Genomic DNA, 21,919 nt, shown 5'->3' with positions numbered 1-21,919 from the left:
GCCGTACTCTGTCCTCGGGCGGGGTCGGTCTGTGCTCGGGGGAACAGGCGTCGGACGAGGAGCGTTGTCAGCGGGACGAGAGTAGGGAGCGCAGTGGCAGGGGCAGCAGGGACTAAGACAGCCGCGGGGACCCGTCTGGTGATCGTCGAGTCGCCGAAGAAGGCGCGGATGATCGCCGGTTTCCTCGGGTCCGGGTACGTGGTGGAGTCCAGCTTCGGCCACATCCGGGACCTGCCGAGCGGCGCGGACGAGATCCCCGCCAAGTACAAGGGCCTGCCCTGGGCACGGCTCGGGGTGAACGTCGAGGACCACTTCGACCCGCTGTACGTCGTGCCGGCCGACAAGAAGGCGCAGATCCGCAAGCTCAAGGACCTGCTCAAGGGCGCCGACGAGCTCTTCCTGGCGACAGATGAGGACCGCGAGGGCGAGGCGATCGCCTGGCACCTGCTCGAGGAGCTGAAGCCGAAGGTCCCGGTCAAGCGGATGGTCTTCCACGAGATCACCCCGAAGGCGATCCAGGACGCGGTCGGCAACGCCCGGGACATCGACGAGGACCTGGTCGACGCCCAGGAGGCGCGCCGGATCCTCGACCGGCTGTACGGGTACGAGGTCTCCCCGGTGCTGTGGAAGAAGGTCATGCCGCGGCTGTCGGCGGGCCGGGTGCAGTCGGTCGCGATCCGGATGGTAGTCGACCGGGAGCGTGAGCGGATCGCGTTCCGCAGCGCGTCGTACTGGGACCTGGACGCCACGCTGGACGCCGGCGAGACCCGCAGCCCGCAGTACTTCCCCACCCGCCTGGTCTCGGTGGACAGCAAGCGGGTGGCGCAGGGCCGGGACTTCAGCTCGACCGGTGAGCTCAAGGGCGCGAACACCGTCCACCTGAACGAGCAGACCGCGACCGCGCTGGCCGCCGCGCTGCGGGAGTCGCAGTTCACGGTCCGGTCGATCGAGTCCAAGCCGTACACCCGCAAGCCGTACGCGCCGTTCCGGACCACCACGCTGCAGCAGGAGGCCGGCCGCAAGCTCGGCATGTCCGCGTCGCAGACCATGCAGGTCGCCCAGCGGCTCTACGAGAACGGCAACATCACCTATATGCGTACCGACAGCGTCACGCTGTCGGAGACCGCGATCACCGCGGCCCGGGCGCAGGTCCGGGAGCTGTACGGCGCGTCGTACCTGCCGGACAAGCCGCGTGTCTACACCTCCAAGGTGAAGAACGCCCAGGAGGCGCACGAGGCGATCCGGCCGGCCGGCGAGACGTTCCAGACGCCCGCGCAGACCGGTCTGAGCGGTGCCGAGTTCCGGCTGTACGAGCTGATCTGGATGCGGACCATCGCGTCGCAGATGCGGGACGCGGTCGGGAACAGCGTCTCGATCAAGATCGACGCCACCGCCGGGACCGGCGAGCGGTGCGAGTTCACCTCGTCCGGCCGGGTGATCACGTTCCACGGGTTCCTCAAGGCGTACGTCGAGGGCGCGGACGACCCGTCCGCCGGGACGGACGACCAGGAGACGCGGCTGCCGGACGTGGCCGAGGGCGACGTACTGCCGGCCACCGAGGTGATCGCGTCCGGGCACGAGACGAAGCCGCCGGCGCGGTACACGGAAGCGACCCTGATCCGCGAGCTGGAAGAGCGCGAGATCGGGCGGCCGTCGACGTACGCGTCGATCATCGGCACGATCCAGGCCCGCAACTACGTCTACAAGAAGGGCCAGGCGCTGGTGCCGGCCTGGCTGGCGTTCGCGGTGGTCCGGCTGCTCGAGGAGCACTTCACCCGGCTGGTGGACTACGCGTTCACCGCGACGATGGAGGACGTGCTCGACGAGGTCGCGGCCGGTGACCTGCAACGCGAGGGTGTGCTGGCCCGGTTCTACTTCGGCGACGACCAGCTCGAGGGCCTGAAGTCGATGGTCACCGACCTGGGCGACATCGACGCGCGCGAGATGTCGACGTTCCCGGTCGGCGGCGACGACAGCGGGATCGTCGTCCGGGTCGGCCGCTACGGGCCGTACGTCGAGGACAAGGACGAGCGGCGGGCGAACGTACCCGAGGACCTGCCGCCGGACGAGCTCACCGTCGACAAGGCGAAGGAGCTGCTGGAGCAGCCGTCGGGGGTCGAGCACGAGCTCGGTACGGCGCCGGACACCGGGCTGCGCGTGGTCGCGAAGGCGGGGCGCTTCGGTCCGTACGTGACCGAAGTACTGCCGGAGGACGCGCCGAAGAGCGCCAAGCCGCGGACCGGGTCGTTGCTCAAGTCGATGACGCTGGACTCGATCGGCCTCGACGACGCGATGAAGTTGCTGTCGCTGCCGCGGGTGGTCGGGGTCGACCCGGACAGCGGCGACGAGATCACGGCGCAGAACGGGCGGTACGGGCCGTACCTGAAGAAGGGCACGGACTCGCGGTCGCTGTCGACCGAGGAGCAGATGTTCGACATCACGCTGGAGGAGGCTCTGAAGATCTACTCGGAGCCGAAGCAGCGTGGTCGCCGGGCCGCCGCGCCGCCGTTGAAGGAGCTGGGCGAGGACCCGGAGTCCAAGAAGCCCGTGGTGGTGAAGGAGGGCCGCTTCGGCCCGTACGTCACCGACGGCGAGACCAACGCGACCCTCCGCAAGGACGACTCGGTCGAGACGATCTCGCTGCTCCGCGCGGCCGAACTGCTGGCGGAGAAGCGCGCCCGCGGGCCGGTGAAGCGGACCGCGAAGAAGGCCGCGGCCAAGAAGACGACGGCTGCCAAGAAGACGGCTGCCAAGAAGACGACGGCCAAGAAGGCGACGACGAAGAAGGCGGCGACCAAGAAGACCGCCGCCAAGAAGTCGACCGCGAAGAAGTCCTGAGGGATCAGCGGCCGAGACTGGCGGCGCCGTGGAGGACGAAGTAGACCACGAGCGCGAAGAACACCAGAAACGCGATCGCGACCGGAACCGCCAGCCACCACGGCGGCTTCCGGCCGCGGACCGCAACCCCGGTGCTCTCACTGACGATCTCCCGCGCAACCAACCGCCCCCCACGCCACCTGCCGGTGACAGTCACGTTCTCACCCTCGACGACCTGGCCCTTGAGCGCGAGTGCGCGCAGTTCGACCTGCACGGGCTGGAGTCCGGGCTGTTCGAGCCGGAACGTCAGGACCTGGACCGCGCCGTTCTCCGAGCGCATCTCGGAGCGGTACTGGACGTTCTGTGCGACCCCGTGTAGTTGGGTCGGGCCGCGTCGGGGCGTTGCGTTCGGCTGATCAGTCATGGGAGTTCCCCCGGAGGTAGGACGTGGTAGGAACGTACATTGGGTGAGGTCAGAGCCGGCGGATTTGCGAGGAGCGCGGATGACGAGTGCTGTCGAGGTCAGCGCGCAGCGGTTGCGGGAGCGGGGGGAGCGGGTCACTCCTGCTCGGCTCGCAGTGGTGGAGGTGCTGGCCGGTACTGAGGAGCACCTGAGTGCGGAGCAGATCGGCGAGCGGGCCGAGCAGTTACGGCCGGGGATCCATCGGGCGACCGTGTACCGGGCGCTCGACGCACTGGGCGAGTTCGGGCTGGTGACGCACGTCCACCTCGGACGGGCGGGTACGACGTACCACCTGGCCGGGGATCTCGCGCCGCGGCACCTGCATCTGCGCTGCTCCGAGTGCGGCACCGTGTACGACGCTCCCGGCGACATCCTGGAGTCCGCCCGGAAGAAGCTGTCCCGCGATCTGGGCTTCCACCTCGCCCCGGAGCAAGTCGCCCTGGTCGGGGTGTGTCAGAACTGTCAGGCCTGACTGTCCATATCTGTTGATCGGTGTGGAGTTGTGAACAATTAGGCCTTAGGGTCGACTTTCGTGACTCACTACGTCGAGGACTTTGCTTCCGGGGCGAACGTGCTGCCCCCGCGTTCGTGGCTGGATGACGACTCCGGGCGGCTGCCGCTCAGCGGGGACTGGAGCTTCCGGCTGTCCCCGAGCGTCGCGGATGCGCCGGACGACCTGAAGGATCCGGACACCTCCGGTTGGGACACCATCGCGGTTCCTGGGCACTGGCAGTTGAGTGGCTACGGCAAGCCCGCGTACACGAACGTGGTGTACCCGTTCCCGCTGGAGCCGCCGTACGTGCCGACCGACAACCCGACCGGCGACTACGTCCGAACGGTCACGGTGCCGGCCGACTTCGCGGGCGCCCGGGTCGTGCTCCGGTTCGAGGGCGTGGACTCGCGGTTCGCCGTGTACGTGAACGGCGAGTGGGTCGGCTGGTCGTCGGGCTCCCGGCTGGTGAGTGAGTTCGACGTCACCGAATTGGTTGCTCCGGGCAAGGAAGCGCGGATCGCGGTCCGGGTGCACCAGTGGTCGACCGGCAGCTACGTCGAGGACCAGGACATGTGGTGGCTGTCCGGCATTTTCCGCGAGGTGAACCTGCTCGCGCTGCGCCCGGACGCGCCGACCGACGTGTTCGTCAAGGCGGCCTGGGACCACGTCGACGGCGTCGGCACGCTGCTCGTCGAGTCCGACGTACCGGGAACCGTGTCGGTGCCTGAGCTGGGGCTGTCGGTCGCGACGGGTGAGCACACGCGGGTCGAAGGCGTGCAGCCGTGGAGTGCCGAAGCACCTCGGCTGTACGACGCCGTACTGCGGACGGCGGGCGGCGACGTACGGCTGCGGATCGGGTTCCGGACGGTCGCGATCGTCGACGGGATCTTCACCGTCAACGGCAACCGGGTGCTGTTCAAGGGCGTCAATCGGCACGAGTTCCACCCGGACCGCGGCCGGACGCTGACCGAGCAGGACATGCTCGACGACGTACTGATCATGAAGCGCGCCGGCATCAACGCGGTCCGCACCAGCCACTACCCGCCGCACCCGCACTTCCTGTCGCTGTGCGACGAGTACGGGCTGTACGTGATCGACGAGTGCGATCTGGAGTCGCACGGTTTCGGGTACGAGCCGCAGCCGCCGAAGCTGCCGAACCCGGTGATGGACCCGCGCTTCCGCGACGACCTGGTCGACCGGATGCGGCGGACCGTGCACCGGGACAAGAACCACCCGTCGATCGTGATCTGGTCGCTCGGCAACGAGTGCGGGATGGGTTCGAACCTGAAGGACATGTACGACGCCGTGAAGGAGCTGGACCCGTCGCGGCCGGTGCACTACGAGCGCGACACCGAGGCGGAGTTCGTCGATATCTACTCGCGGATGTACACCTCGCCGGAGGGCTGCGCGGAGATCGGTGCCGACAGCAACCTCTACCGGAACCTGCCGTTCATCCTCTGCGAGTACGGGCACGCGATGGGGAACGGGCCGGGCGGGCTGCTCGACTACCGCGAGGTGTTCGAGAAGTACCCGCGCTGCCAGGGCGGGTTCATCTGGGAGTTCATCGACCACGGCCTCCGGACGACGATCGACGGGCGCGAGGTCTACGCGTACGGCGGCGACTTCGGCGAGACGATCCACGACGGGAACTTCGTCTGCGACGGGCTGCTGTTCCCGGACCGGACGCCGTCGCCGGGCATGCACGAGTACGTGAAGGTGATCGAGCCACTGCGGATCGTTGCTGATGGCAACCGCGTGGCGATCACGAACCTGTACGAGGTGCTGGACACGAGCCACCTGACGTTCAGCTACGTGGTCGAGGTCGAAGGTGTGCGGGTGGACGCCGGGAGTCTGCAGGTTCCGGTGATCGCCGCTGGTGAGACCGTGACGGTCGACCTGCCGGACGTTGACGCGTCGAAGCCCGAGACGTGGGTGACCGTCACTGCGTCGCTCACCGAGGCCGCCTCGTGGGCGGACGCCGGTCATCGGATCGCCTGGGGACAGATCCGGCTGGACGAGCCGGCTCTCCGGCCGGCTCGCCCAGCCGGGGTGGGTGCGGACGGCGAAGCAGCTGCGGGTGCGGCCGGGGTCGGGGCCGGTGGTGCGCCGGCTGAAGGTGTTGCTGGGGTCGGCGGGATCTCCGTCGGTGGGCTGCGGAACGTGCGGCTCGACGTCTGGCGGGCGCCGATCGACAACGACACCAACCCGGGTGTCGCGGCCAAGTGGCGCGAGGAAGGGCTGCACCGGGTGCAGCACCGGATCGTGTCGCAGGGCGAGCGCGACGGGGCCTGGGAGGTCGTCACCCGGACGGCGCCGCCGCAGCTGCAGTGGGGTCTGCGCAGCACCTGGCGCTGGACCGCCGTCGACGGTGCGGTCGTCCTCGAGTTGAGCGTCGTACCGGAAGGACTGATCCCGGAGGTGCTGCCGCGGCTCGGCATCACGTTCGAGCTGCCGAAGGCCGAGCGCGTCGAGTGGTTCGGCACCGGCCCGAACGAGGCGTACGTCGACACCCGCGCGGCCGCCGCGGTCGGGAAGTACTCCGCCACGGTCGCCGAACTGCAGACGCCGTACGTCCGACCGCAGGAGAACGGCCAGCGCATCGACACCCGCTGGGCCACGATCGACGGCCTGCGCATCGAGGCGGTCGGCGAACTCTTCGGCCTCACGGTCCGCGACTGGACGACCCATGACCTGGAAACCGCCCACCACGCGGCCGAACTGGTCCCCGGTGACACCACCTACGTCACCCTCGACATCGCCCAGACCGGCGTCGGCACCGCAGCCTGCGGCCCCGCCCTCCCGGACCGCGACAAGCTGAAGACGGCCCCCGCCACCCTCGCCGTCCGCTTCACCACCCACTGATCCCACCCCGCCGCGCCCGCCTACCCCTCCTACAGGGCCGGCGCGGCGGGGTAGGTCATTCAGATTGCGCCGGGCGCGGCTGTCGGCAGACCGATGTCGGCGGCCGCGGCCAGCAGGCGCTTGTCGTAGGTGACCAACGCCGTGAGTTCCATGCCTTCGAGAACCATGGACTGGGCAGACGCCAGGTGGATGGCGTCGAGGGTTCGCAGCATCGGATCCGCGTACGCCGCCGCGGTCGCGAGGACCGTGTCGTCGATCGGGATCCTGTCGAGCCTGGCCAGAACGGTGGGGACGGCCGCGAGCCGGCCAGGGTCCGACCGGCGCAGGGCGCGCGGGACCTCGGTCAGCACCAACGACGACGCGACGAGTTCCTTGTCCGGCTGCTGTGTGAGCCAAGACTCGAGCGCCGCGCTCTCCTTCTCCCGCCGGATCATCTTCACGATCGCGGCCGAGTCGAGGAAGATCACAGCCGTTCCTCCCGCAGGTCCGAGATGACCTCGGTGGAGTCGGTTGTCAGGTCCGGTTCGCCCGGCGGCAGAACCAGCGGACCGGGGTTGGTCGCGGGGACCAGCCGGCCGCGACGAATCAGGTCGGTGCGCAGGTTCGTGCTGTCCTCGATCGGCACCAGCCGCGCCGCCGGGTGGCCGCTGACGGTGATCTCGAGCGATTCGCCGTTGGCCACGCGTGCCAGAACGGCGCTCGTGTGCTGATTGAGCTCGCGTACCGGGATGCTGTCCATGAACCGAGTGTAGAACGTTGTGTTCTACGCCGACCAGCTCAGATGGCGATGGATGGGCGTATGCGGGTTGGGACTGCTGGTGGGTGGTAGGCGTGCCAGGCGTTGGTGAGGCGGTGGACTGCTTCGGTGAGGTCTGTGGGGTGGGCGCGGAAGTGTAGGCGCAGGTGGGTGTTGCTGGCGCCGGTGATGTCGAGGCCGGCGCCGGGGAGGACTGCTAGGCCGTGTCTTAGGGCGGTTTGGGCGAAGGAGTTGGCGTCGCCGTACGGAAGACGAACCCACAGGCACTGGCCGCCTTTGACTGGTGGGATGTGCCAGTCGGGAAGGGCTTGGGTCAGCTGGGAGTGCAGGTGGTCGTGGCGGGCCTTGAGAGTGTGGTGCAGCTCAGGAGCGTCCAGCAGCGGCAGCAGGTGTACGGCGGCCAGTTGAGTGGGCACGTTGCCGCCCAGGTCGTGTACGGCGCGCAGCCGGGCCAGCCGGTTGACCAACGGTGGCGCGGCGCGTATCCAACCAATCCGTAGACCGCCCCAGATGCTCTTGCTCAGTGAGCCGATCGAGATCACGGCATCGCCGTACGCCGCCATCGGCGTGACCGCAGGCTCACCCGGGAACGCGAGGTCGGCGGGGACCTCGTCCTCGATCAGCGGCACGCCCGCACTCACCAGCCGCTGCCGGGCCAGCGCGGACAGCACGACGCCGGTGGGGTTGTGGTACGTCGGGATCACGTACGCCACCGCCGGACGCCGCTCCCGGATCGCGGCCTCTAACCCGTCCAGCCCGACCGGTAGCCCGCGCAGTACGGCGCCCTCCTCCCGGAAGACCTCCAATGCTCCCGGGTACGTCGGCGCCTCCACGATCACCTGGTCACCCGGTGACACCAGTGCGTGGGCCAGCAACGAGAGGGCCTGCTGGCCGCCGTTCGTGACCATGATCTGCTCCGGACGCGTTGGCGCCCCGCGAGACGTGTACCGGTCGGCCAACGCCTGCCGCAGTGACGGATGGCCGTACGGGTAATACCCGATGTCGTTGTCGAGGTGCGCCAGTTCGGGCGCGATCTGAACGAACGCCTCCGCCAGTTGCGGCGGCGGATCCCCCGGCGCAGCACACACGGCCAGCAGTACGTCGTCGTCCCGCGCCTCCAGCGAGTCCAGGAACAGCGGGTCGACCGGTGCGTCCTCCACCAACTCGTCACGCGGTACGCCGGCCACGCGCGTACCGCTGCCCTGACGGCGGGTGATCCGCCCCTCGGCGCGAAGCAGGTCGTACGCCGCGACGACCGTCGTACGGCCGACCGCCAGCGCGGCCGCGAGGACACGGTCCGGCGGTAGCAGCACGCCGGGCGGGAGCTCGCCGTCGTCGATCAGCTGCCGCAGGCGGGCCGCGAGCAGCAGGTAGAGCGGGCCGCGGCCGGACGACCAGCGGCCCAACCGGTCAGCCACCTCGATTGGTCTCATCTGCGAACCAATTCTGCCGGATTGGCTCTCCAACGGCGAGCGGAGGCGCTGAACGATGGCGGTATGCCGAAGTTTCCGCGTCACCAGATCATGTCCCTGACCGCCGACCAGGCCCGCCACGAACTGGGCGAGAGCTACGGACCGGACCTCCGGCTCGCGGAGCTGCTGACACCTGAGCTCGGGGATCTGGAGCTCGGCTACGGTACGGCGGCCGGCGACGTGCAGCTGCGGACCGCGATCGCGGAGCGGCACGGCGTACGGGCCGATGACGTCGTCGTGACGGTGGGCGGGATGCACGGGATCTTCCTGCTCGCCTATCTGCTGGCGGAACGGGGTGAGGTGGTCACGACGGCCCCGGAGTTCCCGATGACGCGCAGCGCGTTCGAGACGGTGGGGGCCTCGGTGCGCGTGATCCCGGTGGGCTTCGACGACGGCTATCAGGTGCGGGCGGAGGCGGTCCGCGCGCAGCTCACGCCGGAGACGAAGCTGGTCAGCTTGGCGACACCGCAGAACCCGTCGGGGGTCGCCGTACCGCTGTCGGTGCTGCGGGAGATCGTCGCGGCGATGGACGAGATCTGTCCGGACGCGTATCTGCTGGTGGACGAGACGTACCGGGTGGCGACGTACGGGGACGACGAGGTCGCGGGGACGGCGGTCGGGCTCGGGCCGCGGGTGGTCTCGGTCGCGTCGTTGTCGAAGTGTCACGGGGCGGCCGGGTTGCGGATCGGGTGGGTGATCAGCACGGATCCGGAGTTGGTGGAGCGGCTGGTGACGGCGAAGTTCAGCACGGTCGTGTCTGCGTCGCCGGTGTGCGAGGCGTTGGCGGTTCGGGTGTTCGAGCAGGAGAACCTGGCCGAACGAAGCAGTTGGCTGGAGGAGAACCTTCTGATGACCCAGGACTGGGTGGACGCCAACAGCCGGTTCGTGGAGTGGGTCCGGCCGTCGGCGGGAGCCTTGTGTGTGGTCCGGGTGAAAGTGGACCTCGCGCGGTTCAAGCGGGCAGCGGCGGAGGCCGGCGTACGGCTGGCCGACGGGGACTGGTTCGGGGACGAGCCGCGGGTGTTCCGGCTCGGGTTCGGCTATTTGCCGGCGCCGGAGCTGAAGGCCGCGTTGCAGGCGTTGACGGGCGCTTTGGAGCACGCGGCCTTGGGGATCTGAACGGTCGGGCTCGGGTCCGGCGCGTGCGGCTTCGGTGCTGAGTCGGAGGGGCTGAACAGGGCGGTCCCGGCGATGCCCACGGTCCCGACGAGGGTGGCGATCGCCGCGACGCCGATCGGTCCGCCCGAGCCGCGTCGGGGCATCCGGTGCCGGCTGTGGTGCGCTTTGACGTGGCTCATCAGGCCCCCGAACGCTCGACTACTTTCAGTGTGGACCCGACGCCGGAGAGTCGCGATCGGGACGCGTGTCGGGCTGTCCGCAGCGCCCACTAGGCTTGCGGTGTGCCGGAGGCCTACGACCCGCTGACAGATCCTGCACCGGCGCACGACGTGCGGGCGGTGCTGCGGATCCGGGCGTTCCGGCGGTTGTGGATCGGCTTCGGGCTGTCCAGCCTGGGCGACTGGATCGGCCTGCTGGCGCTGACCGCGATGGCGAAGTCGTTCGCCGGCGACAACTACCAGCTGGCGAACTTCGCGATCGGCGGCGTGCTGTTCCTCCGGGTGCTGCCGGCGCTGGTGATGGGACCGGTCGCGGGCTGGATCGCCGACCGGCTGGACCGGCGGTCGACAATGATCGTCGGCGACCTGGTCCGGGCCGCGTTCTTCGTCACGATCCCGATCGTCGACACCCTCACCTGGCTGCTGATCGCGACCGTGCTGATCGAGATCGTCAGCCTGATCTGGGGCCCCGCCAAGGACGCCAGCGTGCCGAACCTGGTGCCCCGGCACCGCCTCGAGGCGGCGAACCAGCTCAGCCTGATCACGACGTACGGCTCGGCCCTCCCGGCCGCCGTGATCTTCACCGCGATCACGCTGGTCACCCGCTGGGCCGGCGACTTCTCGATCGAGCTGGCCGTGTATGTGAACGCCGCGACGTTCGCGATCTCCGCGTTCGCGATCGTGTCGGTGTCCGAGATCGGCCGCGCGGTGCACGAGCACGAGGACCATCCGACGCTGTGGCGGACGATGGTCGAGGGCTGGTCGTACGTCACCGGTACGCCGGTGGTCCGCGGGCTGGTGGTCGGTATCTCCGGGGCGTTCGCGGCGGGTGCGGTCGTGGTCGGCCTCGGCCGGACGTACGTCGAGGACCTCGGTGCCGGCGACCCGGGGTACGGCCTGCTCTTCGGCGCCGTGTTCGGCGGCCTCGCGCTCGGGATGGGCTTCGGGCCGCGGATCTTCTCCGGGCTGTCCCGGCGCCGGCTGTTCGCGGCCGGGCTGGTGGGCTCCGGGATCTGCCTGGCCGGGCTGGCGCTGATCCAGCAGATCGAGATCGCCACGATGATCGCGATCCTGCTCGGGTTCTGCGCGGGCGGCTCCTGGGTGTCCGGGTACACGCTGCTCGGTCTCGAGGTGCCGGACGCGGTGCGCGGGCGGACGTTCGCGTTCGTGCAGTCGGCGGTCCGGACGGTGCTCGCGATCACGCTGGCGATCGCGCCGTTCGCCGCGGGCGCGATCGGCCGTCACACCTGGACGATCGCGGGCCACTCGGCGACGTACAACGGCGCCTCGATGACGATGGTGATCGCCGCGGTGGTGGCGGGCGTGATCGGGCTGCTCGCCTGGCGGCAGATGGACGACCGGCCGGGCGTGCCGTTCTGGCGCGACGTCCGGCGGAGCTTCGGCAAGACCCGCGGCGACTACCCGACCACCGGGCTGTTCATCGCGCTCGAGGGCGGCGAGGGCGCCGGCAAGTCGACGCAGTCCGCGCTGCTGGTGAAGTGGCTGCAGGAGCAGGGCCAGCAGGTGCTGCTGACCCGCGAGCCCGGCGCGACCGACCTCGGCAAGACGCTCCGCCAGATCGTCCTCGACCCGGCGACCGGCGACATCTCGCATCGTGCGGAGGCGCTGATCTACGCCGCCGACAAGGCCGAGCACGTCGACTCGGTGATCAAACCGGCGCTGAAGGCCGGCGCGGTGGTGATCACCGACCGGTACGTCGACTCCGCGCTGGCGTACCAGGGGTCCGGGCGGGACCTCGACCTGTCCGACGTCGAGCGGGTGAACCGCTGGGCCACCGACGACCTCCGGCCGAACCTGACGATCCTGCTCGACCTGCCGCCGACGAGCGGGCTCGGCCGGTTCGAGGAGCGGGACCGGATCGAGGCGCAGGGCGACGAGTTCCACGAGCGGGTCCGGCACGCGTTCCTCGAACTGGCCGCCGCCGAGCCGCAGCACTACCTGGTCCTGGACGCCTCCCAGGACCGCGAGGACATCGCCCGGCAGATCCGTGCGCGGCTGGAACCAATGCTCCCGAAGGTGGACCTATGAGTGTTTGGGATGACCTGGTCGGCCAGGAGCCCGCGGTCGCCGTACTGCGGAAGGCCGTCGACGGTGCGGCCGCCGGGCTGCGTGGCGAAAGCGGGCCGGCGGTCGCCGGGATGACGCACGCCTGGCTGATCACCGGACCGCCGGGGTCCGGCCGGTCGAACGCGGGACGCGCGTTCGCGGCCGCGCTGCAGTGCGCGGACAACGGCTGCGGCGAGTGCAAGGAGTGCCGTACGGCGCTCAGCGGGGCGCACCCGGATGTGTCGCTGATTCGCACGGAGTTGCTGTCGATCCGGGTCAGTGAGGTCCGCGAGCTGGTCCGGCGGGCAGCGATGAGCCCGACGCAGGGCCGCTGGCAGGTGATGGTCATCGAGGACGCGGACCGGCTCACCGAGCAGGCCGCGGACGCGCTGCTGAAGAGCATCGAGGAGCCCGCGCCGCGGACCGTCTGGGTGCTGTGCGCGCCGACCGTCGAGGACGTCGTACCGACGATCCGTTCGCGGTGCCGGCTGTTGGTGCTGCGGACACCGCCGGTGGCGGCGGTCGCGGAGATGCTGAGCGCGAAGCTGGGCGTGGACGCGGACCTGGCGTGGTTCGCGGCGCGGGCCGCGCAGGGGCACATCGGGCGGGCGCGGGCGCTGGCCCGGGACGCCGAGGTCCGGGACCGGCGGACGCGGGTGCTGGAGGTTCCGTTCGCGCTGCGTGACCTGGGGGCCTGCCTGAAGGCGGCGCAACAGCTGGTCGACGCGGCCAAGGAGGAGGCCAAGGCCAGCGCGGAGAAGGTCGACGAGAAGGAACGCGCTGCCCTCGAGCAAGCGCTCGGTGTCGGTACCAAGGGCGCCAGGCCGCGCGAGGCGAACGCGGCTCTCAAGGAACTCGAGGACCAGCAGAAGGCCCGGGCGAAGCGGTGGGAGCGTGATGTGCTGGATCGCTCGCTGGTCGACCTGATGGCGCTCTACCGGGACGTCCTGGTGGTGCAGACCCGCTCCGGCGGCGAGCTGATCAACGCCGAGCTGCACCGCAACATCGAGCAGCTCGGGAGCCGCACCACGCCCGAGCAGACGATCCGCCGGATCGACGCGATCGCGATGGCCCGGGAGGCGATCGACGCGAACGTGGCACCGCTGGTCGCGCTGGAGGCGATGACGGTCTCGCTGTTCGAGGGCCGCAGCGACGGGTTCACCATCCCGCGTCGCGTGCTCCGCTGAGGCGCGACTCACGTCCGATAACTGGGCGGCGGGTGTAACACCGAGACGCGCGAGTCCGATGACTGGGTGACCGGGCGATGTGCCCGGCGCCTTCCCCGAACGGACCCAGATGAACCAGCCGCCCTCCCCGATCCAGCCGGTGCGGCAGCCGTTGCCGTCGGCTGAGTCCTGGCTGGAGGGCGTCCCGGACCCGGTCAAGCGCCAGGACGGGTACGCGGTCGCCGCGCTCGCGGTCAGCCTTCCCGGGCTGGTGCCGCTGGCTGTGGTGCTGGCCGGGGTGGCGCTGCGCCGGATCAAGCGGCTCGGCGGGCACGGGAAGCGGCTCGCGTACGGCGCGTTGCTGGTGTCGCTGTGCTGGGTGATCGCGATCGGCGTCGCGGTCACGCTCAACCTGGTCGCCGAGCACCGCCGCGGCATCGGCCGGACCGTGTCGATCTCGCAGGTGGACGTCGGCCGCTGCTTCGACGCGGACCTGGAGTCCGACTCGCTGCGGTTGGTACGGATCGCGGACTGCGCCGGGCCGCACACCGGTGAGGCGTACGCGAAGGTGCAGGCGGCGCTGGTCGGCCTCTCCGGCACCCAGGCCGGCGCCGAGGCGACCCAGCAGTGCGCGGGCGCGTTCGTCGATTTCGTCGGGAAGCCCTACGAACGGTCCGAGCTCGACATGTACTACGTGGTGCTCGAGAACCACGCGGTTGCTGACGGCAACGTCCTCTGCCTGCTCGGGATGCCCGGAACGCACCTGAGCGGTACGATGCGCGGAGCGCAACGGTAGCGCCTGCGGGGGATTGGGAGACGACGTGACTCAGCCGCCGTACGAGTCGGACCCGCCGGAACGGCCGCAGGACGTGCCGCACGACCCGACCCGCACGTTCCCGACGTACGGGCGTCCGGAGGACCTGACGGAGCCGCTACCGACGGCACAACACACAACAGGTACGTCGTGGACCGCGCCGGGGCCGCAGCCGGTGTACGGGCAGCAGCCGCCACAGCACGGTCAGCCGCCTTACGGCCGGCAGCCCTACGGGCAGTCTCAGCACGGGCAACCGTCTTACGGGCAGCCGCAGTACGGGCAGGTTCCGTATGGGCAACCGCAGTACGGGCCTTCGGCTTATGGGCAGGCGCCGTACGGGCAGGCGCCGTACGGGCAGGGGTACGGTCCTGGGCAGTATCCGGCGGCGTACGGGCAGCCGCCGGCGGCGTACGGGTACGGCTACACGGGTGGGTCCGGCGGGACGAACTCGCTCGCGACCGCCTCGCTGGTGACCGGCCTCGGCGGCATCGTGATCGGCGTCTCCGCGCCGGTCGCGGTCGGACTCGGCATCGCGGCGCTCGTCCAGCTCAGCCGCCGCCCACAGCAAGGCAAGGGAATGGCGATCGCCGGCATCATCATCGGCGCGCTCGTGACCCTCGGCTACCTCGCCCTGATCGCCCTCGTGATCGCCTTCGCCTCGTCCGCCGACACCTCGGGCGCCCCCGACCCGGGCTCCTCGAGCGTGTACGTCGACGAGCTCGCGGTGGGCGACTGCTTCGACGAGACCAGCGTCGAGGACGAGGTGATCCGCCGCGACTGCCCGGTCGAGCACGACGGTGAACTCGTCGCCTCCGTCGACCTCCCCGCCGGCGCGTACCCCGGCGACAAGGCGATCGACGACGCCGCCGACCAGGCCTGCGCCGGCCCGTTCGGCGCGTACGTCGGCAAGTCCCGCGACGAGTCCGAGCTCGAACTCGCCTGGTGGACCCCGGACAAGCCCACCTGGAACTCCGGCGACCACCGGGTCCTGTGCGCGGCCTACGGGCCCGGCACGGACAAGCTCACCGGCACCGTCAAGAACAGCCACCGCTGACCGGTTGCTGACAGCAACATCCACCGGCAGGCCCCCGCCCGCCCGGTACGATGCGCGGAAACTGGTACCTCTGGGAGTAGCGTGACGCAGCCACCGTACGGGTCAGACCCCAACCGCCCACAGGACGTGGTCCGCCCACAACCGCCGTACCCGGGCCAAACGCCGGGCTACGGCCAACAGCCCGGTTACACCCAACCTGGGCAGGGCCAACCACCGTACGGCCAGCCTGGGTACGGCCAACAAACGGGCTACGGCCAGCAGCCTGGCTATGTGCAGCAGCCGTACGGACAGCAGCCATACGGACAGCAGCCGTACGGTTACGGATACGGCTATGGCTACCAAGGCTCCTCAGGCGGAACGAACAGCCTGGCCACCGCCGCCCTCGTCTGCGGCCTCGGCGGCCTGGTCATCGGCATCACCGCGCCGGTAGCCATCGGCCTGGGCATCGCCGCCCTCGTCCAGATCAAACGCCGCAACCAAGAAGGCAAAGGCATGGCGATCGCCGGCCTGGCCATCGGCGCCATCCTCACCCTCGCCTACCTGGCTCTCTTCACCGTCATGATCATCCTCGGCGCCTCATCCAGCTCCGACTACTAACCGCAAGCCCTCCGCGTGCTGAGCAGGCGGGGCTGTTCGTGTGGCGGTGTGGAGGTCTGCAAGTAGTCTGGCGGCGTGGGCATGGTGATGGCGGTGTCGTTCGAGCGGTACGGGCGGCTTTATTACCTTGATCCGGGGGAGTTCCGGCCTCGGGTGGGGGACAAGGTCCTGGTGCCTACTGATGACGGGCCCGAGGTTGCGGAGTGTGTGTGGGCGCCGCAGTTCGTGACCGAGGAGATCGGTGGGCTGCCGGCCTGTGCGGGGATCGCGACGCCGCAGGATCTGGAGCGGGACGAGCAGAATCGGCAGCGGCGGGCGGATGCCCGGGTGATCGCGAAGCGGACGATCCGGCAGCACGGGCTGCCGATGAAGGTGGTCGGGATCGATTTCGTCGATCGGCGGCCGGATATCGATCAGCTGGTGATCGTGTACTTCTCCGCGCCGCACCGCGTCGACTTCCGCGAACTCGTCCGCGATCTGGCCCGCGCGCTGAGAGCACGGATCGAGCTCAGGCAGGTCGGCGCGCGGGACGAGGCGCGGTTGCAGGGCGGGATCGGGCCGTGCGGGCGGGACCTGTGCTGTGCGACGTTCCTGAAGGACTTCGAGCCGGTCAGTGTGCGGATGGCGAAGGACCAGGACCTGCCGCTGAACCCGTTGAAGATCTCCGGCGCCTGCGGGCGGCTGATGTGCTGCCTGAAGTACGAGCACCCGCTGTACCAGGAGTTCAACGCGCAGGCCCCGGCGGCCGGAACCGCGGTGGAGACCCCCGCGGGTGATGGAGTGGTGGTCGGGCACAACGTGCCGAGCGACACCGTGGTCGTCCGGCTGGCGGCTTCCGGCCGGCGGTGTGCGTGCAGCCGCGCGGACGTGTGTTCGCCGCGGCAGCAGTACGAGGCGTCCGGTACGACGACGCCCGACGCGCCACCGGTAGTACCAGAAGAAGTGCCAGAAGAAGCAGGTCCTGAAGAAGAAGGTCCAGAAGAGACGCGCGAGGAACGCCGGGCGAGGAAACCGCGCCGGCGGCGCCGCTTGCATCACGACGACGAGGGAGACACCGCCCCGTGAGATTCCGCACTCGACCCGCCCCTCGCTTCGCTCGGGGCGGGGTAGGTCGGTCGGCCGTACTGGTGGCAGCTCTTGCGGTGCTCGCGAGTGGATGTGGGATAGCGAGTCGTGCGCAGGACGCCGGCGACGGTACGGCGACCGGGGTCGGGAGCAATCCGCCGAGCGGACCGGTGGGGCCGATCCCGGCGGGGCTGGAGAAGTTCTACCAGCAGCGCCCGGACTGGCAGCGCTGCGGGACCAACCAGGAGTGCGCGACGATCCAGGTGCCGCTGGACTACACCAAGCCGGCCGGCCAGACCATCGAGTTGCGTGCCCGGAAAGTGCTGGCGAAGGACCGCGGCGGCCGGATCGGCACGCTGTTCATCAACCCGGGCGGGCCGGGCGCGAGCGGGCAGGAGTTCGCGGCGCAGGCGCCGATGCTGTTCGGGTTGCCGGTGCTGCGGAAGTTCGACGTCATCGGCTGGGATCCGCGCGGGGTCGGCGAGTCGACGCCGGTGAAGTGCCTGGACACGGCGCAGCTGGACGCGATGATCGCCGCCGACGGCAGCCCGGACAACGCGGCCGAGATCGCCGACCTGGACAAGCAGTCGAAGACCTTCGCGGCCGGCTGCGAGCAGCGGTCCGGCCGGTTGCTGCCGCACGTCAACACGAAGGACGCGGCCCGGGACATCGACGTACTGCGGGGCATCGTCGGCGACCCGCAGCTGTACTACCTCGGCATGTCGTACGGGACGTATCTGGGCGCGACGTACGCCGAGGAGTTCCCGAAGAACGTCGGCCGGATGGTGCTGGACGGCGCCGTCGACCCGGCGATCACCTCCGAGCAGATGGGGATCGAGCAGGCGAAGGGGTTCGACAAGGCGCTGGACGCGTTCGCGGAGGACTGCGCGCAGCGGTCCTGCAAGCTCGGCAGCAGCAAGGAGGAGGTGCTCGCCAAGGTCGACCAGCTGATCAAGGACAGCGACGAGCACCCGCTGCCGGGTGACGGGCAGCGGCAGGTCACGCAGGCGCTGGTGATCCTCGGCATGGTCTACCCGCTGTACCTGAAGGACTTCTGGCCGCGGCTCGAGGACGCCGTCGCGGCGGGGTTGTCGGGCGACGGGAGCCCGTTGCTCGCGCTCGCCGACGAGTACACCGACCGCAAGCCGACCGGGTACGCCGACAACTCGAACGAGGTGCAGATCGCGGTGAACTGCAGCGACCGCCCGGACGCCACCTCGATCGCGCAGATCAAGGCGGAGATCCCGAAGTTCAAGGCGGCGTCACCGCGGTTCGGGGAGTTCATGGCCTGGTCGTCGGTGTCCTGCGCGAACTGGCCGGTGAAGCCGACGAACACGCCGCACCCGATCAAGGCGGCCGGCGCGAAGCCGATCATGGTGCTCGGGACGACCCGGGACCCGGCGACGCCGTACGAGTGGGCGGTCGGGCTGGCGCACGAGCTGGAAAGCGGTGTCCTGGTCACCCGCGACGGCGACGGGCACACGGCGTACCTCTCCGGAAACGCCTGCGTGAAGAACGTCGTAGAGAGCTACCTCGTACAGGGCAACACCCCCGCCGCCGACATCAAATGCTAGTTGGGCCGGTTGTCGCCCGGTGAGACCGGCAGTTTGAGGGTGTCGACGGCGTGTTGGAGGACGGCCCGGAGGCCGGTTTCGTCCTGTGGGCGGCCGCCGACGGTGATCTCGACGGCGGACGACTTGCCGCCGTCCAGCGAGATCCAGCGCGACAGGCCCATCCGCGGCCCGCGGGTCCTGTCGACGTACGTGTAGACGAGCAGGCCGTTGTCGCGGCTCAGCACCTTGAGGTCCTTCTCGTCGATGCTGCGCTCGCGGTTCCGCACGAGCTCGTCGGGGCTCTGCTTGCTGCCGCGGGTGTCGAACCGGAGCTGCCAGACTCCGGTCGGGTCGAGGAACTTCGGCCGGGTGCCGCTCTGCGCGCTCTTCCAGCCGGTCGGTACCTCGGCCGAGACCGGGTCGTTGTCGGTGCCGAAGTTCTGTACGACGTACTGCAGCCCGTCCGCCTGCAGCCCGTTGCCGTGGGTCGGCGTACTCGACGGGGTCGGGCTGATGATGCCCACCGGCTCGTCGTGCGCTGCGAACGGGTTGCCGCCGTTGACGACGACGACGGTGCCGAACGCGACGACACCGACGGTCATTCCCGCCAGTGTCATCAGCAGCGCCTGGTGCCTGGGCGTGAGCATCCCGACCTCGCTTCCCTCTCTCCGGGCTGATTATCCCCGACGAAAGGGGCGTCTCCGCAAACCGCCGCGTACGCTGGCACGTCGTGGAGACGTCAGACACCGCTTTCCAGCAGGCCTTGCAGCGTTACGACGACGGTACGGCGGAACGCGCCGACCTGAAGCTGCTCACCAAGGCGTTGCTGAACCGCCTGGTCGCGAAGGCGCCGGGGCACGCGGTCGAGGTACGGATCCCGCCGTACGGCGCTGTCCAGTGCATCGAAGGCCCGCGGCACACCCGGGGTACGCCGGGCGCGGTGATCGAGATGCCGCCGGAGCTGTGGATCGAGGTCGCGCTCGGCCGGACGAGCTGGGCGGACGCCCGGATGTCCGGAAAACTCCGCGCCAGCGGCGAACGGACGGACCTCAGCGCACTGCTCCCGCTGACAAACAGCTGAGCCGCGGCGCCCCGAAGGACACCGCGGCTCAGACCTGAGGAGATTCTCAGCTGACCCAGACCGTGGTCCGGCCGTAGATGACCGCGAGTTTGCCGTCGTTGCGCATCTGCAGCACGGAACCCCGACGGGTGGTCTTGGTGGCCCACAGCGGCTTCTTGGCGGCGCTGTAGACGACGAAGTTGCCGTCGGTCTGCATCGTGGCGAAAGCACCCTTGCTGATCGTCTTGGTGCTCCAGATCGGCGTCTTGCCGTACTTCACGATCACCAGGTTGCCGTCGGCCTGCATCTGCGCCCGGTATACCCGGTTCTGCGAGTACAGCGCGACCGGCCAGCTCAGAACGCGGCCCGGGTTCAGGGTGACCATCACCATGTAGCGGTCCCAGACCGGCTTGCGCCGGACGTTGTAGATCACCAGGTTCGAGTCGTTCTGGACGTTCAGGATCGCGCCGGTGCTGCCGGCCGTACCGCTGGCCCAGACCACGGTGCGGCCGGAGATGACGACCAGGTTGCCGTCGGACCGCATCATCAGCGTGGACGCCTTGCGGTTGGTCATCGTGGCCCAGATCGGGGTCCGGCCCTTGATCAGGACCGCGTTGCCGTCGGTCTGCATGACGAGCGTGTAGACCTTGTTGAGCGAGCGGAGGTACTGGCCGGGCTTCAGGTACTGCCCCGGACGCAGCAGGCCGCCCGACGGTGTGGCGGTGACAGCGGTGGCAGCCGTCTGCGCCGCGGGGGCGGCGTGCGCGGCCGACGGAACAAGCAGGGTGGCACCGGCCGCCGCAGCTACGGCGAGGCTGGCGAGCAGCCGGGTGCCGGCCGACTTGATCGAGATCATGCGGTTTTTCTCCGATTCCCGAGGATGGCCGGGTCCGTTCCCGGCCGCCGAGATTGACGCCGTGGGCAACCAATCGGTTGTCACGCTAGGACGGACCCGGGGTCGCTTCCGGTTCCTTTCGATGCTGGTGGAAAGGCTGGCGGAAAATCAGGTTCGTCCGTAGCGGTCGGACCTGTCACCATGTTGCGGTGGCAGCAAGTCTTCGCTCGCGGCTGGCCCGGTTGCGTGTCGATCTGACCCCGTGGCGTGGTTCCCGCGACTTCCGCATCCTGCTGGTCGCCGGCTCGGTCTTCTTCCTCGGCGGCATGGTCGGGTACGTCGCACTCCCGTACCAGCTGTACCAACTCACCGGGTCGAACTTCGCGGTCGGCGCGATGGGTCTGGTGACGATCGCACCGCTGGTCGTGTTCGGCCTGTACGGCGGTGCCCTCGCGGACCACGTGCAACGCCGGAAACTGCTCGTCGGCACCGGCATCGCGCAGGTCGTGATCTCCGCACTGATGGTGACGAACACGCTGCTCGCGCATCCGCAGGTCTGGCTCATCTACGTCTGCGGCGCACTGAACGCGGTCGCGTCGTCGCTGCAGCGGCCGTCGCGGGAAGCGCTGCTGCCGCGGGTGGTGAAGCACGAGGAGATCCCGGCCGCGGTCGCCCTGAGCTCGCTGACCTCGCAGATCGGGCAGCTCGCCGGTCCGGCGCTGGGCGGCGTACTGGTCGGGTCTGTGGGCGTGACCTGGGCGTTCTCGGTCGAGCTGGCCGGGATCGTGTTCGCGACTCTGCTCTACGCCCGGCTGGGCTCCTACCGGTCGCGGGAGCACGCCACGGCGCCGAGCCTGCGGGCGATCGGCGGCGGCATCGTGTACGCGTTCCGCCGCAAGGACCTGCTGGCGACGTACCTGGTGGACATGGTCGGGATGTTCCTCGCGATGCCGATCGTGCTGTTCCCGGCGTTCGCGACCGATGTATTGAAGGAGCCCAAGCTGCTCGGGCTGCTCTACAGCGCGGAGGCGATCGGGGCGATGTGCGCGTCGCTCACCAGCGGCTGGGCGAAACACGTCCATCACCAGGGGAGGGCGGTCGTCCTCGCGACGATGGGCTGGGGTGCCGCGGTCGGGATCGCGGGGCTGGCGCCGAACATCTGGTTCGCGATCGGGTTCTTCGCGCTGGCCGGCGCCTGCGACATGGTGTCGGTGCTGTTCCGGTCGGTGATCTGGAACCAGACCATCCCGGACGAGATGCGCGGGCGGCTGGCCGGGATCGAGATGCTCGGGTACTCGCTCGGTCCGCTCGGCGGTCAGGCCCGGTCCGGCCTGGTCGCGGATCTCACCACGGTCCGGACCGCGATCGTCAGCGGCGGCGTGCTGTGCGTCGCGGGCGTGATCGCGACCTCGGCCTGGCTGCGCGAGTTCTGGCGGTACGACGCCCGCACCGACGAACACGCCGTCCGCGAAAGAGAGCTCCGCGCGGCCGGTTAGGCTCAGTGGCA

Annotated in this window: 19 protein-coding genes; 13 read left to right on the top strand and 6 right to left on the bottom strand. The window is 69.7% G+C overall.

The window, feature by feature from the left end; genetic code table 11:
- The first annotated feature begins 138 nt into the window (after positions 1-138).
- Complete coding sequence (topA, locus tag AB0M51_RS28540; protein ID WP_344188669.1) at positions 139-2,838, top strand: type I DNA topoisomerase; 2,700 nt, start codon at positions 139-141, stop codon at positions 2,836-2,838.
- Positions 2,839-2,842: 4 nt separating this feature from the next.
- Here the strand turns inward: topA and AB0M51_RS28535 are convergent, their stop codons facing one another.
- Positions 2,843-3,241 carry a hypothetical protein gene (locus AB0M51_RS28535; protein ID WP_344188668.1) on the bottom strand — a complete coding sequence of 133 codons (399 nt, stop codon included), beginning with the start codon at positions 3,239-3,241 and terminating at the stop codon, positions 2,843-2,845.
- A 79-nt stretch (positions 3,242-3,320) separates the two neighbouring features.
- On the opposite strand from AB0M51_RS28535, the gene AB0M51_RS28530 reads away from it, so the two are divergent.
- Both AB0M51_RS28530 and AB0M51_RS28525 read left to right on the top strand, forming a co-directional pair.
- Positions 3,321-3,752, top strand: a complete 432-nt coding sequence (locus AB0M51_RS28530; protein WP_344188667.1) for a Fur family transcriptional regulator — start codon at positions 3,321-3,323, stop codon at positions 3,750-3,752.
- 60 nt (positions 3,753-3,812) lie between these two features.
- Complete coding sequence (locus AB0M51_RS28525; RefSeq protein WP_344188666.1) at positions 3,813-6,635, top strand: glycoside hydrolase family 2 TIM barrel-domain containing protein; 2,823 nt, start codon at positions 3,813-3,815, stop codon at positions 6,633-6,635.
- A 59-nt stretch (positions 6,636-6,694) separates the two neighbouring features.
- Here the strand turns inward: AB0M51_RS28525 and AB0M51_RS28520 are convergent, their stop codons facing one another.
- From AB0M51_RS28520 to AB0M51_RS28510, 3 genes are read right to left on the bottom strand one after another with little or no spacing between them, the layout of a single operon-like run.
- Entirely contained in the window at positions 6,695-7,102 is a 408-nt protein-coding gene (locus AB0M51_RS28520) for a type II toxin-antitoxin system VapC family toxin (protein WP_344188665.1), read from the bottom strand.
- Positions 7,099-7,374, bottom strand: coding sequence for a type II toxin-antitoxin system prevent-host-death family antitoxin (locus AB0M51_RS28515; protein WP_325040415.1), 276 nt, complete (start codon positions 7,372-7,374; stop codon positions 7,099-7,101). The genes AB0M51_RS28520 and AB0M51_RS28515 overlap by 4 nt, the downstream gene beginning before the upstream one ends.
- Before the next feature lie 38 nt (positions 7,375-7,412).
- Positions 7,413-8,825, bottom strand: a complete 1,413-nt coding sequence (locus AB0M51_RS28510) for a PLP-dependent aminotransferase family protein (RefSeq protein WP_344188664.1) — start codon at positions 8,823-8,825, stop codon at positions 7,413-7,415.
- Positions 8,826-8,888: 63 nt separating this feature from the next.
- On the opposite strand from AB0M51_RS28510, the gene AB0M51_RS28505 reads away from it, so the two are divergent.
- The 8 genes from AB0M51_RS28505 (at position 8,889) to AB0M51_RS28470 (ending at position 18,538) form a co-directional block, all read left to right on the top strand.
- Positions 8,889-9,983: a pyridoxal phosphate-dependent aminotransferase gene (locus tag AB0M51_RS28505; protein ID WP_363751252.1), complete on the top strand. Its 1,095-nt coding sequence runs from the start codon at positions 8,889-8,891 to the stop codon at positions 9,981-9,983.
- Between the two features lie 281 nt (positions 9,984-10,264).
- On the top strand, positions 10,265-12,250 hold the full coding sequence (gene tmk / locus AB0M51_RS28500; protein ID WP_344188662.1) for a dTMP kinase: 1,986 nt from the start codon (positions 10,265-10,267) through the stop codon (positions 12,248-12,250).
- Positions 12,247-13,455, top strand: coding sequence for a DNA polymerase III subunit delta' (locus AB0M51_RS28495; RefSeq protein WP_363751250.1), 1,209 nt, complete (start codon positions 12,247-12,249; stop codon positions 13,453-13,455). The genes tmk and AB0M51_RS28495 overlap by 4 nt, the downstream gene beginning before the upstream one ends.
- A 109-nt stretch (positions 13,456-13,564) precedes the next feature.
- Positions 13,565-14,230 (top strand): DUF4190 domain-containing protein, encoded by a 666-nt coding sequence (locus AB0M51_RS28490; RefSeq protein WP_344188660.1) that lies wholly within the window; start codon positions 13,565-13,567, stop codon positions 14,228-14,230.
- 25 nt (positions 14,231-14,255) lie between these two features.
- Positions 14,256-15,302 carry a DUF4190 domain-containing protein gene (locus AB0M51_RS28485; RefSeq protein WP_363751247.1) on the top strand — a complete coding sequence of 349 codons (1,047 nt, stop codon included), beginning with the start codon at positions 14,256-14,258 and terminating at the stop codon, positions 15,300-15,302.
- A gap of 270 nt (positions 15,303-15,572) precedes the next feature.
- Entirely contained in the window at positions 15,573-15,899 is a 327-nt protein-coding gene (locus tag AB0M51_RS28480; RefSeq protein WP_363751245.1) for a DUF4190 domain-containing protein, read from the top strand.
- A gap of 81 nt (positions 15,900-15,980) precedes the next feature.
- Positions 15,981-16,964, top strand: a complete 984-nt coding sequence (gene ricT, locus AB0M51_RS28475) for a regulatory iron-sulfur-containing complex subunit RicT (protein ID WP_344188702.1) — start codon at positions 15,981-15,983, stop codon at positions 16,962-16,964.
- A 62-nt stretch (positions 16,965-17,026) separates the two neighbouring features.
- Positions 17,027-18,538 (top strand): alpha/beta hydrolase, encoded by a 1,512-nt coding sequence (locus AB0M51_RS28470; RefSeq protein WP_344188658.1) that lies wholly within the window; start codon positions 17,027-17,029, stop codon positions 18,536-18,538.
- On the opposite strand, the gene AB0M51_RS28465 is transcribed toward AB0M51_RS28470, so the two are convergent.
- Entirely contained in the window at positions 18,535-19,164 is a 630-nt protein-coding gene (locus AB0M51_RS28465) for a hypothetical protein (RefSeq protein ID WP_344188657.1), read from the bottom strand. The genes AB0M51_RS28470 and AB0M51_RS28465 overlap by 4 nt on opposite strands.
- A gap of 83 nt (positions 19,165-19,247) precedes the next feature.
- Here AB0M51_RS28465 and AB0M51_RS28460 point away from each other — a divergent pair, with 83 nt between their 5' ends.
- Entirely contained in the window at positions 19,248-19,598 is a 351-nt protein-coding gene (locus tag AB0M51_RS28460) for a sterol carrier family protein (protein WP_344188656.1), read from the top strand.
- A 46-nt stretch (positions 19,599-19,644) separates the two neighbouring features.
- Here the strand turns inward: AB0M51_RS28460 and AB0M51_RS28455 are convergent, their stop codons facing one another.
- On the bottom strand, positions 19,645-20,433 hold the full coding sequence (locus AB0M51_RS28455) for a hypothetical protein (RefSeq protein WP_344188655.1): 789 nt from the start codon (positions 20,431-20,433) through the stop codon (positions 19,645-19,647).
- A 188-nt stretch (positions 20,434-20,621) separates the two neighbouring features.
- On the opposite strand from AB0M51_RS28455, the gene AB0M51_RS28450 reads away from it, so the two are divergent.
- Positions 20,622-21,908 (top strand): MFS transporter, encoded by a 1,287-nt coding sequence (locus AB0M51_RS28450; RefSeq protein ID WP_344188654.1) that lies wholly within the window; start codon positions 20,622-20,624, stop codon positions 21,906-21,908.
- The last annotated feature ends 11 nt before the right edge of the window (positions 21,909-21,919 follow it).

Origin of the sequence: Kribbella sp. NPDC051137, from assembly GCF_040682535.1 — a bacterium.
Lineage (GTDB): Bacteria > Actinomycetota > Actinomycetes > Propionibacteriales > Kribbellaceae > Kribbella > Kribbella karoonensis.
Note: the sequence above shows the minus strand (reverse complement) of the source record. Positions and strands in the feature narration are given on the sequence as shown.